The following is a 13,983-nucleotide window of genomic DNA, read 5'->3' on the forward strand; positions in this document are numbered from 1 at the left end:
TTCAGATTGTGATAATTCAAAGTATAGCATTTAATCCAAATGAGACAAATAATGCGCCGACGGTTTCGCGTCAACGCATTAACTAATCACTACAGTTTTACAGTCTTACCAACTTCAGCTAACTCTTACTTTGCTAAAAAGGCTTCAGCATCTGACTTTGCTTCAAATCTCTTTGCCAAATCAGCACTGGTAGCCGTTTGCCACGTATGGTTAACAGCTGCGCCCATTAAGTAACTATCTGAACATTTAATCACGTACATCTTTTCTATCCACTCTCTGTATGCTTACCCCCGTTTTTATTCTAAAACGATAATTTTTACCGTTAAAACGTTTTCATACCACGTTGACAAATATTTAGACGCGCCTGTCGCTGTAGATCTGCTAAAGTAGTTTCTTCATCGACAGGTAATTTTAGCCTTTCGCCAAGGGTGGTTAAACACGTTAAATCACGTGAGGCCTGTAAAGCTGCCTGGTCCACATTGATTGGGGCATTATCCGGCCAATTAATCATTGGCAAAATCGCCCGTTCTAACTGCGACCCGCGGCCATACAGGTCTTGGCACATCCACAAACTGATGATTTTAATGGCCGTCAGCTGCTTAATAAACTTGTTCCGTCCCTTGCTTGTCACGATATCTGGTGCCCCATCCATGACTAATCGCGTTTGAAACCCCTGCGTTTCGATTGCTGTCAAAAAGGCCGTATTCACCCACGTTGTCGGTCCATCGGTGTAACAGGTAATCGGCATAAATGCGTGTTGTCCCTTCACCCACGGTAATGACTTTGCCTCAGGATCTAACGTGTTCGGTAACAAGCGTTGCATCGTTTGGACTTGGCGGCGGCGAAAATAACCCGACGCGTGTTCTAACTGTTGCATCAACGTATTGCTCGATTGCGCAATACCCATGAAAGTGCCATCTGCTTGGTACACCACGGCAGCCGTCGTCATCCCATTGACTTGGCAGGCCACAATCATGACCGTTCGTTCCGGCGAAATCGTCACCGTCTCCCCAAATACATGCAGGTCTTTCACTGCATAACCCTGCTTATTAATGACAATAGTTGTTGTCATCAGTACGCCCCCACATCAAAAAATTAGTCTCACCAGTTTTGTGAGACTGAACTATCATGCACGAAAGCGCTTGGCATCACCACCATTTACAGATTATTTAAGCATCTTGCAATTAATCACTGTTTTGTCTGACGATTATGGGATTTTGTCTGATGCCGCTTAATAAAAACGGCACAACCATCATGATTGCGCCGTTTAATTTACATCATTTTGACATTACCAGACTTCACTTGTGCCTTTACCAAATAGTCAGACCGGCCATGAGTTGATCGATGACAACTTTTGCCACCTGTGCTTCGACCAACGCTTGTTTACCAGCATCTGTAATGGCATAGTACTTGCACCGACCACCTTACGTTTCATTGCCGTAATATGGCGTCACGTACTCGGCCTTTTGTAGGCGCCGGAACACGGTATACAACTTGGCTTCGTTAATTTCATACTGTCCGCCCGACATCGTCTTGATATCTTGTACGATACGGTAACCGTATGAATCTCCCTGAGCCAAAATGTTAATTACAATCGTATCCATGTGCCCGCGAATCAAATCCTTTGATATTTCTGCCATGTTATTTTCTCCATTACTCAGCCAAGGTATTTAGCCTATGCTTCATAGATCGGTTAATCAAAAAAACGCGAGTTGTCCTCGCGCTTCACATCATTTTCTAGTAGCTCTCATCCAGTCATTACCTTGATTCCACATATTTAGGTGTTTTGATTGTCAACCAAATGATTAATGACACAATCAATAGCACAATATAGGTGTAAAAGACGACGGCAAGATTGCCCCCAGCTAAACTACCAAAACCAAACCCCTGATAAATCATCGCATAATTTTGGCTGTGATTTTGCAGACCAAAGTAGTCACCAACTAGCGACGGCAAGACTGTAATCGTCCCACCAAAGAAGAAACCGACCATCATCATGGCATAGAACATTGGTACAGCAATATGACTGCTAAAGGTCAACACTAAAACGGCAATCAACGTTGCGCTGTATGTCAGCATCAGCATCGGCTTACGGCCAAAACGATCCGACAATGTCCCGATTGCGAAGCGACCCACAGTATTTGAAATCGCAATTAGCGCTACAACCGTCGTAAAACGATTCCGGGCTGGTATTTAAAATGCCAATAATTAACCCGGCGTCATCAGATAAACGCGTCGTGTTCACTTGCCAAATCGCCATGTGTCATTACTCCCTTAATCGTATAAAACGAACCAGCAACAACAATCCAATCCGCCGCTGTTGCGAGTTGTTTTACCTGTGTCATCGTTTCACCTAACGTAGCCCGTTGATTATCGGCAATTAGCCTTATCACTTGGCGCGCTAATGGTGTTAACGCTGCTTGAATTGCCGCGGTATCTTTATCGGCTAGCATCCCCAGAATTAAAATAACGTGTCCCCGTAACACCCAGCGATTCAATTCATTAGCTAACTGCTGAGCACCCGCTGGGTTATGCGCACCATCATAAATCACCCGTCCAGTCACCGTTAACCGACCAAATAGCGTCACTTGTGATAAGGCTAATTGCCGATTTTCAGGTGTCGTTGGTAAGTGCCGCTGGCGGTCACCAAGGTTACTGCCGATACTCAGATATGCTGTGGTCATGCGTTATTCTTCTGCCGTCGATATGGAAACGGTAAATGGATCATAGATACCTGGCACTGGTTAGGCGTGCTTGGTAACGGCAACATCGACCTGCATTGCTTGTGGAAATTCAGTTTGCAAGGTCCTCATGACTAATAATGCAACAGACTCAATTAAATCAAATTGAGTCGTCGTCACAACGCGTTCAACAGTGCGATACACCGCACTATAGGAAATCGTCGTTGCTAAGTCATCCCCCTGCACCAGGCGCTCAATGGGATAATGCACGCCCACATCCACGCTCAACTATTGCCCCAACCGTTTTTCTTCCGCATACACACCATTAAAGGCGTAAAAACGCATGTTTAGTAATTTTATATTCCCAATCATTCTCCCCGTTACAAACTTTATCGTTGTTTTTAGTGATTATTATTAATAATATTCGAAAATAGCTAATAAAAAAACCGCTGGCATTATAAACATCATCTGTTTACCGTGCGAGCGGTCTTTGTGTCTCTTGCCGACTCTCTTATTCAATTTTGTTAACCCTGCACAACCTTTAAGTTATCTGGGTACACACCACCGTTTTCGTTGCGTTTCATGATCAACGCGGTGATGGCTTGCTTGAGATACTTTTCTGTATCATCGTTTACGGCGCGCCAAGTCGCAGAACCACCCATCGACTCAATGATAATGTGGCCGGTATCTTCGTAAACATCTTGTCGCCCTTCGATGTAGTAATCGTAAACAATCACATTTTCATCTTCGTGCTGTTTGATGACTGTTAACATACTACTCTCGTTTCTAACTTCTCAACAGTTACTTATTATCCTTACAATTATAACGCGAGTAGCCTGATTAACACAAACGGCGGGTATTCGGTTTTGTATCGCGTGTCGTGCTACCGCACGAGACATGGCGGTTGGGGTGTGACTCCGTCAAAGATTTACCTGGGCAAACTCCCTCGGTGCGAGCACCGGTTATCACCTTATCTAACCGGCAGTCGGCCGAACTTGTGATTTACCCAGGCAAATCGATCTGTCCCACCCCAACCACCTTGCAGGCAAAATAAAAGAGGGCCCAGTTACCTAGGTCCTCCATCATTCTGATTTTATGCACGCTTACGAGTTGGCTTGTCAAAAGTCAATCGTGCTGGCTTTACAACTGTGTAACCTTGCATGCCGTGAGCATACATATACTTTATGGCGTCTAGTTCAGTCACGAAGTAGGCCCCCAATTCCGGAGTCCCTGTCGTTTGATTGAACAACATATATAGTGATGATGTCATGACATTCGTTCCTCCAATCTTGTTTGTACGATCATTTTATCAGTGATACCTTAAATGGAGAAACGATTAGTTTACTTATTTGCTTCAGACTTGAACCCTGTCTTCTCAACTTTCGTCACCGATCGTAGTCGTAAGGTGGCTGTTGCAAGGTTCACAACGTTTGTCTCAAATACCAATTCAAATCCTTTCATTCCCGTACCTCCATGTCGTTATTATCAGGCCCGATACCTTTACTAACGAAATGAACCGCCTAGAATGTCGCAATTGTGTCTAATACACCGTCATGATTGTTGTCGGCGACTGTCTGAGGGAACTGCTCAAGCAAGTCAGGCGCTGCGTTGGTCATTGCAAATGGCTGACCAACCGCCTGCAACATCTCGATGTCATTAGCACCGTCCCCAAAGGCCATCATGTCCGCAAATGTCACCCCATAGTGATTCGCCAACGTCTGCAATCCAACCGCCTTGTTAACATTCGGTGCCACCACATCAATCATGCCGAAGCCAGATGTTGTGACGTGCGCCGTACCTGCGAGTTCGGCGTTTAACTTGGCCATAAATGGTGTTGCTTCAGACTCGGGCCAGTTCAAAATAATCTTGATTACTGGGTCAGGAATTTCTGATAAATCATCGATAAAAATCAAGTTTGGAAATTCCATCACCATATTCTGATACAATTCACCCTTACCTTTGTCGGCACGCATCATGTAACCATCCGTTGCCGTGCTATAAACGTTCCCGTGGCGCGGCGCCAAATCGTCGGCCTCAACCGTCGCCTTAACGAGTTCCAATTGTCGTTGATCTAAGCCGTGTAAGTCTAACGTCTCATTGTCCTTGGTGACAACCTGGCCACCATTCTGGATAACATAGTCAAATCGACCGACAAACGGTGCTAAAAAATGATCCACCACGTTGCGGCTATTCCCCGTTGCTGCAACAAAATGGCCACCAGCTGCATCTAAACGATCCAATAACGCCGTAAACTTGGCAGCGTTAACTTGCTGGTGGTCATCAAAAAGTGTGCCGTCCAAATCGACGGCGATTAACTTTGGTAATGTCATAAGCTACCCCTCCATACTGCCAGTTTCGCATACAAATCTAACAGATGCTAGCAATATCTTAGAATCCTTCGCGACGTAATAATTTTCCCGCGCGATCATAAACCAAAAAGGCATAACCCTGTGCGCTATCTTGGTTGTTACTAATTTTCTGGAAACCAATCTTAATTTCTTTATCCGTATTACGACCACCCTTTGGTCCCACAAAGCGGTAACGGTCTGACGTAACAGTTTGACGAGCCTCACGTGTTGCTAACGCCACAGCATCCGCGTAACTTTGATCGGCGTCCGTTGGCTTAGCATCATTCGTCGCCGTGGCTGTTGTCACCGAGGTTGCTGATGAGGCTGATACGTCATCAGCCTGACTACTCGTTGATTGTGACGAGGCAATCGATTGACTACTGCTTGGTAATTTAGCTGCTGACAGGCTTGCCGCCACATGTTTTGTCGCCGTTGATTCATGTTTGGTCCCCTTTGCGACACCCAGCATCGCGACAACTAGCACTGCGATTGTCGCAATTCCCAGAATGACCGTATTTTTCGTTATTTTCATATCTCTCATTAACTCACGTTTTTCAATCCTTATAACCACATCGTGTAGTCCTAATCGTCATGCAATTCAGATAATTCGCCTAGAAAGAATTCCTTCGTGTACGGAATAGTAAAAATAACTTCCCCACGCTTCGGACTAGCAATTAAGCCAAAATTCAAAAGCGCCTCGCGTACCTGACTGAGTGCTGACGTTGTTTTTCCCATACTCTCAGCAATTGCACTTGTCGTTACAATATTGCTATCACCCATCAATTTTGCCATGGTTTGTGCATATAGCGACCTTTGTGCTGACAATTCATGCAAAATTAACCGGTGAACATTGCTGAACATCATATCCTTCGCATAATTCTCAACGGCACTAATTACCTCATCATCAATCACCTTTACACCTAAATCCCACAATTTAGCACCAAATAATTGAATCAAATATGGATAGCCCCGGGTTTCTTTCGCCAAGTACAACGCATGTTGCTGCGACAGCGTTATCCCGTTTTCTGTAACTCAGTGATGTACGTTGCGGCAATTTCTTTAGGGGTCGATACGGGGCGTAATTTATATTGCTGTGACCGACGTAAAAATGTCACCGCTTTATTATGCAATAGGTCGTCCATATAGAATGACAATCCCGCCATAACCAGCATGACGTTATAACCATCTCAAACCCAAAGTTGATAAGCCTTGGCAAATTCAATCCACGCCTCGACATCAGTCTGTACTTCATCAATCGCTGAATTATTGGGGTGGCTTTACCATAAAAAGTCGCCAACTTTTTGCACAGCTGTTTTACCAGTTCCCCTTGCACCAGTCAATAACGTGGTGCGCCAAGGGCTATTGCTATTTTTAACAGCATCTAATAAAGACCTCATTAACGTTTCCTGACCCAAAAACACATTGGGTAGTTTCCTAAAATTAGGTGAAAACGGATTTACTTTTGCCATATAAGTGGCCTCATTTCCGAATATTTCCTCTATTATACCCTACGCCAATATATATAAGGACAGAAATTCATATTCGCATAAATATATACAGTTATATAACGAAAAACACCGCCTCTGCACACTGCTTGTGCGGAGGCGGTGTTTATATTATTGCTATGCTAGTATCTTTTCTAGCCAATCAAACATCACAGTCAAACGTGTCTCACGTAAGGTTGGTAAGCCATTTCGTGACACCCATGCCATGCTTGTGGGAACCGCACCATTTCAACCGGCGTATCCGTCAACGTTTTGATGGCGGTATAATACATCTCGGTTTGTGCAATTGGCGTTCGAAGGTAATACTCACCATGCAACATGAGCAATGGTGTTTTCACTTGCGCCGCATACGTAATTGGTGAACGCTTAATCAATTCCTCACGGCCACCTGGCGTGTAGGGATTGGCGCCCATTTCGTCTTGCACAAAATTGTAGCCAATATCACCGGCACCGGTCAGGTGTAACCACTCGGTGACCGGCCGTTGTGAAATAACCGCTTCGAATCGACCGGTGTGACCGATCGCCCAAGTGGTCATAAAGCCACCATACGAACCACCGATAATGATTTGCTGACTGGCATCGATGTACTCACCAAAGCGTTGCAATGTGACATCCAAACCGCCAAATATATCACGGAAGTCTTGTTCGCCATAGTGGTTAAGCACGGCGTTGATAAAGTCCTGGCCATACGTGGTTGAACCATGTGGTTCGTGAATGCCACGTTATAACCCGCTTCGGTAAAACGCTGGAATTCCCAGAAAAAGGCATCCCCCTAAGCCTCGTGCGGTCCGCCATGCACGTACAACACAACCGGTGACGGTGCATCACGTTGCGCCACCAAGAACCAACCATCCATTGGCGAGCCATCCTCACTACTGAAGACATACTTTTCAGCGCGTGGGAATTGTAACGTTGCATTGGCGTCAAAGACGATTTGCGTAGTTTGTGTTACTAAATCGAGCGCCAACAATCGATATGTGGATTTGTCGCCAAATCAGCCAAAACTTGATTAGTAAAATATCCATCTGGTTGGCGTAAATTGTAGCCTTTTTCCGTAATCGAGAACGTTGCCAATTGCTTGGCAAAAATATTCATCATCGTTCGCCAGTCAGCCTTATAATCGCGATTAAAAGTATAGCTCCCCGAAACTGAGGCAATTAGCTCACGCTTCAATGAGCCGTCCGCCTTCATCGTGACGTTCAAGTGGCGATTATCAAAACGTCGATACACATCTTAAATCACGGCATCATCGTAGGTTTCGGCAACAATTACGCCGGCCGGCAATTCACCTGCAGCCACTAATTCCTGGGCCACTTCTGAGTGAAAACCACGGAATAAATTCCACCCCCAAAGTGCACCCAAGTTGGGGTAACTTTGGCTGTCTTTACCAAATCAGCCTGGTTAAACGTTCGCACATCAATGCCCATCTCATTAAGCGTGTCTCGTTCTGTCATATAGTTATCAATTAGTTTCATGATTTAATCTTCCTCAATGTCTACGCGAGCCTGTGCTGTTTCCACTGTTGGAACATTTTTGTCATCCCAAACATCGTCATAATCAAAACCAGTTAGTGCTTCAACCACAGCACAAACCTTTGGCGTGGCGTCTGATTTCACACCGCCAGCCTTCAAACGATCAATTTCGTAAACGATAGTACTGTGCGTTTCACAGTTCAATTGCAATGTCATCGCAAACGCACCTGCGATCACCAATAGCCCACCCGTTCTAATCACCAAGACACCGGCAATTGTGTTTTGAGTGGCGATGCTTTGGGTTGTTTCACCATCAATGTAACCGCCCTTTTCTAAAATGACACCAACAGCAAATGTTGCCACAGCCACCGTTGACTTACAAGTCCCTGAACAAGCAACTGATGTAACCTAGTTATCCTGATTATTTTTAACATCACAGTAAAAGGCCGTCAGTCTCCGCAATGGAAACCGACGGCCTTTTTAGTGGCAAAACTTATTTGAGTGGTTTATTTTTTGAGATTATTCACCGTTGTGAGTTAATCAAGTTTTGCCGCAATATTGGCTAAAGTGACCTCAGCCGTGCTAGCGAAATTAAGGTCCGCCGCCTCAAGTACGGTCGCATCCCCAATCCCCAACGAAACTTCACCGGCCCCGTTGATTGACGCAATTCCTGCTGCTGCATCTTCTAAACCAATGACTTGGTCTGGTGGCAAGTTCAAAATTTCAGCTGCGCGAACAAAAATTTCTGGGTCAGGCTTACCAGCATGTAGCGTCGCTGGGTCAACAATCCCGACAAAGCTATCCGTTAAGCCCAGTCGATCCAAGATAAACGGTGCGTTCTTTGAAGCTGACGCTACACTCGCCCGATAGCCCTTATCGTTAAGTTCCTGAATAAAAGCGGCAATTCCTGGCAAGATATCATCCGGTGTTAAATCAGAGATGAGCTCAACATAGTGTTCGTTCTTCCAAACAGCAAAGCCTTCTTTCTCTGCTTGCGTATACGCATTTTCCTTACCGCCGGCTTGCAAAATCATTTCGAGACTGCCCATGCGATCAATACCCTTCAACGATTCTTGCAGCTCCGGCGTCCAAGTCACTTCTAGCTGTTCCGCCAAACGACGCCAGGCAATCGTATGAAATTTAGCCGTGTCCGTAATGACACCGTCCAAATCAAACGCAAACCCCTTAATGTCTGCAAATTTAGTCATCTTATTGCACCTCCAATGCGACAGTTTCGCCTGAGACATCAATCGTCAATGGATCACCAGAAATTAACGTTACTTGCGCACCGTCGTGATCGACGGCCACTTCAAGCAAACGCTCACGGAACATGAATCGGAACTTATAGCCGTCCCACTCAGCTGGCAAGAATGGGTCAAAGTGCAATTGTTCATCACGCACACGCATGCCAGCAAATCCTTGCACGATTGATAGCCAGGCACCCGTCATTGACGTGATGTGCAACCCGTCTGACGTGTCGTTGTTGTAGTTATCCAAGTCAAGACGTGCTGTACGCTCGTAGAACTCGACACTCTTATCGTCCATCTTCAAGTCAGCAGCGATAATTGAGTGAACAGATGGTGACAATGATGACTCGTGCACCGTGAATGGCTCATAGAATTCATAGTTGTCACGCTTTTGTTGTTCCGTAAAGGCATCTGGGAAGTAGTACATCGCGTGCAATGTATCTGATTGCTTGATGTATGGTGAACGCAAGATACGGTCCCATGACCAGTGTTGGTTAATTGGCAAGTGCTTTGGATCCAAATCACGGACTGGTACCAATTCCTTGTCCAAGAATGTGTCGTGCGCAACAAAGACGTGACGTGGCACACCATTGACGTCAGTAACGTCCGCTTCAGGCAAGTACATCTTGTCGACAATTTCTTGCCAGTGCTTGCGTTCTTCAGCTGTAACGTTCAACTTCGTTTGGAACTCTGGTGCAACCGTGTCGATGTTTTCCAAAGCGTATGACAAGACCCACTTAGCCATCCAGTTAGTGTAGTAGTTGTTGTTGATGTTGTTCTCGTACTCGTTTGGTCCGGTAACACCGTGAATCATGTACGCATCGTTGCGTGCTGAATAGTGCACACGGTCAGCCCAGAAGCGTGCGATACCAATCAACACTTCACTACCCTCGTTTTCAAGCCATGAACGGTCACCCGTCAAGTGCGTGTAGTTGTAGATGGCATAGGCGATCGACGAATTACGGTGGATTTCTTCAAACGTAATTTCCCACTCGTTGTGTGATTCGATACCATCAAAGGTCACCATTGGGAACAAAGCACCGGCTAAGTCTTGTTGTTGAGCATTGTGATAGGCCCCAGGTAATTGTTGATAACGATACTGCAACAATGACTTCACCACGGCTGGATCGGTCACGCCCAGATAAACCGGAATCGCGAATGCTTCGGTATCCCAATAAGTTGCCCCACCGTACTTTTCACCGGTAAAGCCCTTTGGCCCAATATTTAAGCGAGCATCGTTACCGTAATACGTGGCAAACAATTGGAATAGGTTGAAGCGAATGCCTTGTTGGGCCGCTTCGTCACCTGTAATCTGAACGTCGGCCTTTTCCCAACGTGCCGCCCAGCCAGCCACGTGTGCATCATACAAGTCGTCATAGGTTGCTGATGCAATGCTAGCAAAAATCGTGTCAGTCGCATTCTTAACAGCCGTATCATCTGCATAATCACGTGAAGTCGTGACAATCACACGCTTTTCAATGCGCTGTGTCGCCGCACCAACTTGACCCGCAAAAACATTTCCAACTTGTTTGTCTTCTTGCACGACATCAATTGCTGGCAAATCTGACAAAAATCGTTGCCGGGCCGCCACGGTAAATTGGGGCACGCCAAATGGATTTGGTACAGTTCGCGTCATTAATAACGCCGTGTCGTTGGTTGCTTCTGCATCAAGCACGTCCCAGAATTTTTCATCATAATTCGAATCCTCATTGACGACGTCGCCATCAATCAATGCCGTCAACTGCACATCGTGGGTCTGCCCATCAATAGCGGTGAATGACCAACGCAAATCAGCCAATTCCTTCGTCGTAACCGAGATGAAGCGATCGATTTGCACCTGCACCCCGTTAACCGTAAATTGACGATGCAAGACACCTGCTTGCATATCCAAAGAGACCTCAAAATCAGTGTAAGGTACCGTTGCTAAATCAACCGTGATCCCATCAACTTGAATAATTGCTTTCACAAAATTCAACGCGTTAATCGCCTTTCCGAAGTACTCTGGGTATCCGATTTTCCACCAACCAACACGCGTCTTGTCAGGAAACCAAACGCCCCCAATGTAAACGCCCTGCAAAGAGTCGCCAGAATACGTTTCTTCAAACATACCCCGCATCCCCATATACTCATTTCCAAGTGACGTCATTGATTCTTGCAAACGCTTGTCCGCTGGTTGCAACTCATGCGAGGTAATTGTCCAAGGATTAACTTCAAAAATCCGCTTCATGATATTCTCCTATTATTTTTAAACGTGACCACGGAGCAAACGCACCGCTGACAATGCTGCAATGAGCAAAGCAATTGCAGAAACTAACAACATGTGTGGCATTGATGAACCCAACAATGGGAACAAGCCAAATGAGGCAACTGACGCCACAATTTGTGGAATCGTGATGGCCCCGTTGAATAGACCCAAATATGTGCCGTTATTCTTACCATCCAATGCATTCGTCAAAAATGTGAATGGATAAGCCAAAATTGATGACCAGGCAAAGCCGATTAACATGAATGACGCTAGCAAAGCCCATTGGTTATGGATGAACAAAATTGAGCCAAACCCAATGGCTCCAAGTAGCAAACTACCGCCATAAGCGAAGAACTCTTGCGCTGGCTTCACCTTCGTCAAAACCAAAGCCCAAAGTACGGCGCCGATTGATTGCACAGCACTCAACACACCGAACCAGTTACCAGCAGCTTGATAGCCGGCTGAATGAGCATCCGTAACATGCCAAACTGTATCAGCAATTGCCCCAGTTCCATACGTCCAAAGGTATTGGAAAGCTACCCAGCTAAAGAATTGCACAACTGTCAGCTTCCAGAAAATACTTGGTGCGTGCGTCAACAAATGCATCACACTTTCTTTTGGCCCTTCTTCTTGAATACCGTGATACTTGGCATATGTTTCTGGATCATATTCCTTGACGTTAATCACCGCGATGATGGTCGTAATTACCAAAACAATCGCACCAACATAGAATGAAATCGCCACTGAATCAGGAATGACTCCTGGCTTAGCCGTGTTGGCCACGCCCATCGCCGTCAATACGAATGGGAAAACTGATGCTAATACTGAACCAGCGTTAGCCAAGAATGATTGCACTGAATAAGCATATCCCTTTTGTTTTTCGTTAACCGTGTCACCAACGACCATTTTGATTGGTTGCATCGCCATGTTGAATGATGTATCCATAAACATGATGGTGATGGCACCAAAAATCAACGCGATTGTTGCTTTAAAGCCCAAGTTTCCTGCGTTAGGCAATAAAAACATCACGATGGCTGACACAACCGTTCCGACAATCAGATAAGGCATGCGACGACCAAATCGATTCCATGTCTTATCTGATAAACGACCAATAATTGGTTGCACGAACAAGCCGGCAGTCGGTGGTAGGATAAAGAACCATCCCAGCGAATGCGGATCAGCTCCCAGTGTTTGTAATAGTCGCCCCAAGTTTGAGCTCTGCAATGAGAACCCCATTTGTACCCCAAAGAATGCGAAACTCAACATCCAAATGGTATGTAATGGTAACGTTGGTAGCTTTTGACGAGTCCCCTCATTTGTCATTTTCGTTCCCCTTATAAAATCCATTTTGTTTGCAAATGTAAGCGCTTTATTTACAAGTTCAACTATAGCCGGCCACAAAATTAAATGAAAGCGTTTTCTTTATGTTACCGGTAACATCTTCGCTTTTCAAGAGTGACCTTATCTCGTTCATATTTTAGTGTTATGATTTAAATTGAGTGTTTCAAAAACGTTTTCATTATTTTTGAGGAGAATTATCATGGTTTCACTATTAGACGTAGCACAGGCTGCTCACGTTTCGAAAATGACCGTTTCACGCGTTCTCAACCACCCCGATCAGGTATCACCCGAGATTATTGCTGACGTCCAGCAAGTGATTGCCGAATTGGGATATGTCCAAAATCGGGCTGGTCGAGCGCTGGCCAACAATCGGCAGTATAATATCGCCTTCATCTTATTAGATGATATCAATGAAATCGAACCATATTATGCGCATTTATTGATGCATTTAACGGATGAATTACGCCATGCTGGTTACACATTGGAAATGCGACACGATCGTAATTTTGATTTAACGAATGTGGATGGTTTTTTAGTCAGTGGCGCACGAGGCTCGGACTTTAAACTCTTACAAAGTTTAACCGTCCCTGTCGTCATTTATGGTACTGAGCCGGGGATTCCGTCGGTGGATATCGACAATAAAGCTGGCACACAATTGGCGACCAACGCCCTGATCGACGCTGGTTATGCGCGCCTGATTTATCTTAGTATCGATATGTCTGAACCATTTGCTATTAATCGTGAGGTTGGTTACCGTGACGCGATGTTAACAGCTGGTCGGACAACTGAAATTTATCATCTGCCAAATGATGAGCACGTAGCCCAAGCCTTTTTAGCTGATTTGAATCTGCGCGGCAATACCGGTATCGTGGCCGCCACGGATCGGTTGGCATTAGGGGCATTACGGGCTGGCCACAGTCAGGGACTAACGGTACCTACTGATTTAGGGATTGTTGGTTTCGATGGTATCTACATCCATCAACTAGCGGAGTTACCACTTACGACAATTCAGCAACCACTTGCAACCATTGCCCAACGTATGGTCGCTTTGCTCATGAAACAATTGGCTGGCGAAACGGTAACGTCAGTTTACGTCGCACCAAATCTACTACACGGAGCCACGACAGTCTAAAAAAGCCGGTGA

General features: G+C 45.5%; 20 protein-coding genes and 3 pseudogenes. 2 read left to right on the forward strand and 21 right to left on the reverse strand.

Going from position 1 to position 13,983, the window contains the following annotated elements; genetic code table 11:
- Nucleotides 1-125: 125 nt before the first annotated feature.
- The 4 genes and pseudogenes from EST42_RS11365 to EST42_RS03565 all read right to left on the reverse strand — a co-directional run.
- Nucleotides 126-260 (reverse strand): hypothetical protein, encoded by a 135-nt coding sequence (locus EST42_RS11365; protein WP_280633868.1) that lies wholly within the window; start codon nucleotides 258-260, stop codon nucleotides 126-128.
- A gap of 62 nt (nucleotides 261-322) precedes the next feature.
- Nucleotides 323-1,072, reverse strand: coding sequence for a hypothetical protein (locus EST42_RS03555; protein ID WP_134644241.1), 750 nt, complete (start codon nucleotides 1,070-1,072; stop codon nucleotides 323-325).
- Nucleotides 1,073-1,310: 238 nt separating this feature from the next.
- Nucleotides 1,311-1,640, reverse strand: a pseudogene (locus tag EST42_RS03560) (PadR family transcriptional regulator).
- A 118-nt stretch (nucleotides 1,641-1,758) separates the two neighbouring features.
- Nucleotides 1,759-2,115, reverse strand: a pseudogene (locus EST42_RS03565) (MFS transporter); the annotation flags it as partial.
- Here EST42_RS03565 and EST42_RS11525 point away from each other — a divergent pair.
- Nucleotides 2,095-2,145, forward strand: a pseudogene (locus EST42_RS11525) (hypothetical protein); the annotation flags it as partial. The pseudogenes EST42_RS03565 and EST42_RS11525 overlap by 21 nt on opposite strands.
- A gap of 77 nt (nucleotides 2,146-2,222) precedes the next feature.
- On the opposite strand, the gene EST42_RS03575 reads toward EST42_RS11525, so the two are convergent.
- The 17 genes from EST42_RS03575 to EST42_RS03635 all read right to left on the reverse strand — a co-directional run bounded on the left by EST42_RS03575 (nucleotide 2,223) and on the right by EST42_RS03635 (nucleotide 12,821).
- Nucleotides 2,223-2,684 carry a glutamate ligase domain-containing protein gene (locus tag EST42_RS03575; protein ID WP_134644242.1) on the reverse strand — a complete coding sequence of 154 codons (462 nt, stop codon included), beginning with the start codon at nucleotides 2,682-2,684 and terminating at the stop codon, nucleotides 2,223-2,225.
- Nucleotides 2,685-2,744: 60 nt separating this feature from the next.
- Nucleotides 2,745-2,963 (reverse strand): dihydroneopterin aldolase, encoded by a 219-nt coding sequence (locus EST42_RS03580; RefSeq protein WP_245150369.1) that lies wholly within the window; start codon nucleotides 2,961-2,963, stop codon nucleotides 2,745-2,747.
- Between the two features lie 242 nt (nucleotides 2,964-3,205).
- The gene (locus EST42_RS03585) at nucleotides 3,206-3,454 is read right to left on the reverse strand and encodes a hypothetical protein (protein WP_134644243.1); all 249 of its coding nucleotides are present in this window, start codon (nucleotides 3,452-3,454) and stop codon (nucleotides 3,206-3,208) included.
- A gap of 320 nt (nucleotides 3,455-3,774) precedes the next feature.
- Nucleotides 3,775-3,951: a hypothetical protein gene (locus tag EST42_RS10465; RefSeq protein WP_167711072.1), complete on the reverse strand. Its 177-nt coding sequence runs from the start codon at nucleotides 3,949-3,951 to the stop codon at nucleotides 3,775-3,777.
- 250 nt (nucleotides 3,952-4,201) lie between these two features.
- The gene (locus EST42_RS03590; RefSeq protein ID WP_134644244.1) at nucleotides 4,202-5,011 is read right to left on the reverse strand and encodes a Cof-type HAD-IIB family hydrolase; all 810 of its coding nucleotides are present in this window, start codon (nucleotides 5,009-5,011) and stop codon (nucleotides 4,202-4,204) included.
- A 58-nt stretch (nucleotides 5,012-5,069) separates the two neighbouring features.
- Nucleotides 5,070-5,561, reverse strand: a complete 492-nt coding sequence (locus tag EST42_RS03595) for a hypothetical protein (RefSeq protein ID WP_134644245.1) — start codon at nucleotides 5,559-5,561, stop codon at nucleotides 5,070-5,072.
- Nucleotides 5,562-5,611: 50 nt separating this feature from the next.
- Nucleotides 5,612-5,986, reverse strand: coding sequence for a hypothetical protein (locus EST42_RS03600; protein ID WP_134644246.1), 375 nt, complete (start codon nucleotides 5,984-5,986; stop codon nucleotides 5,612-5,614).
- Between the two features lie 56 nt (nucleotides 5,987-6,042).
- Nucleotides 6,043-6,201: a hypothetical protein gene (locus tag EST42_RS10470; protein ID WP_167711074.1), complete on the reverse strand. Its 159-nt coding sequence runs from the start codon at nucleotides 6,199-6,201 to the stop codon at nucleotides 6,043-6,045.
- A 105-nt stretch (nucleotides 6,202-6,306) separates the two neighbouring features.
- Nucleotides 6,307-6,498: a P-loop NTPase family protein gene (locus EST42_RS03605; RefSeq protein WP_134644247.1), complete on the reverse strand. Its 192-nt coding sequence runs from the start codon at nucleotides 6,496-6,498 to the stop codon at nucleotides 6,307-6,309.
- A 191-nt stretch (nucleotides 6,499-6,689) separates the two neighbouring features.
- Nucleotides 6,690-7,199 (reverse strand): alpha/beta hydrolase family protein, encoded by a 510-nt coding sequence (locus EST42_RS10975; protein ID WP_245150366.1) that lies wholly within the window; start codon nucleotides 7,197-7,199, stop codon nucleotides 6,690-6,692.
- A 107-nt stretch (nucleotides 7,200-7,306) separates the two neighbouring features.
- On the reverse strand, nucleotides 7,307-7,501 hold the full coding sequence (locus tag EST42_RS10980; protein ID WP_245150367.1) for an alpha/beta hydrolase family protein: 195 nt from the start codon (nucleotides 7,499-7,501) through the stop codon (nucleotides 7,307-7,309).
- Nucleotides 7,486-7,764 carry a hypothetical protein gene (locus tag EST42_RS03615; protein WP_134644248.1) on the reverse strand — a complete coding sequence of 93 codons (279 nt, stop codon included), beginning with the start codon at nucleotides 7,762-7,764 and terminating at the stop codon, nucleotides 7,486-7,488. Before EST42_RS03615 ends, EST42_RS10980 begins: the two co-directional genes overlap by 16 nt.
- A gap of 68 nt (nucleotides 7,765-7,832) precedes the next feature.
- Entirely contained in the window at nucleotides 7,833-8,009 is a 177-nt protein-coding gene (locus tag EST42_RS10475; protein WP_167711076.1) for a hypothetical protein, read from the reverse strand.
- Between the two features lie 3 nt (nucleotides 8,010-8,012).
- On the reverse strand, nucleotides 8,013-8,369 hold the full coding sequence (locus EST42_RS03620; protein WP_209019471.1) for a hypothetical protein: 357 nt from the start codon (nucleotides 8,367-8,369) through the stop codon (nucleotides 8,013-8,015).
- Nucleotides 8,370-8,542: 173 nt separating this feature from the next.
- Nucleotides 8,543-9,214 (reverse strand): beta-phosphoglucomutase, encoded by a 672-nt coding sequence (gene pgmB / locus EST42_RS03625; RefSeq protein WP_134644249.1) that lies wholly within the window; start codon nucleotides 9,212-9,214, stop codon nucleotides 8,543-8,545.
- Nucleotide 9,215: 1 nt separating this feature from the next.
- The gene (locus EST42_RS03630; protein ID WP_134644250.1) at nucleotides 9,216-11,480 is read right to left on the reverse strand and encodes a glycoside hydrolase family 65 protein; all 2,265 of its coding nucleotides are present in this window, start codon (nucleotides 11,478-11,480) and stop codon (nucleotides 9,216-9,218) included.
- 18 nt (nucleotides 11,481-11,498) lie between these two features.
- Nucleotides 11,499-12,821, reverse strand: a complete 1,323-nt coding sequence (locus EST42_RS03635) for an SLC45 family MFS transporter (protein WP_134644251.1) — start codon at nucleotides 12,819-12,821, stop codon at nucleotides 11,499-11,501.
- A gap of 217 nt (nucleotides 12,822-13,038) precedes the next feature.
- On the opposite strand from EST42_RS03635, the gene EST42_RS03640 reads away from it, so the two are divergent.
- On the forward strand, nucleotides 13,039-13,971 hold the full coding sequence (locus tag EST42_RS03640) for a LacI family DNA-binding transcriptional regulator (RefSeq protein WP_134644252.1): 933 nt from the start codon (nucleotides 13,039-13,041) through the stop codon (nucleotides 13,969-13,971).
- The last annotated feature ends 12 nt before the right edge of the window (nucleotides 13,972-13,983 follow it).

It is taken from the genome of Weissella cibaria (assembly GCF_004521965.1).
Classification (GTDB): Bacteria; Bacillota; Bacilli; order Lactobacillales; family Lactobacillaceae; genus Weissella; species Weissella cibaria_A.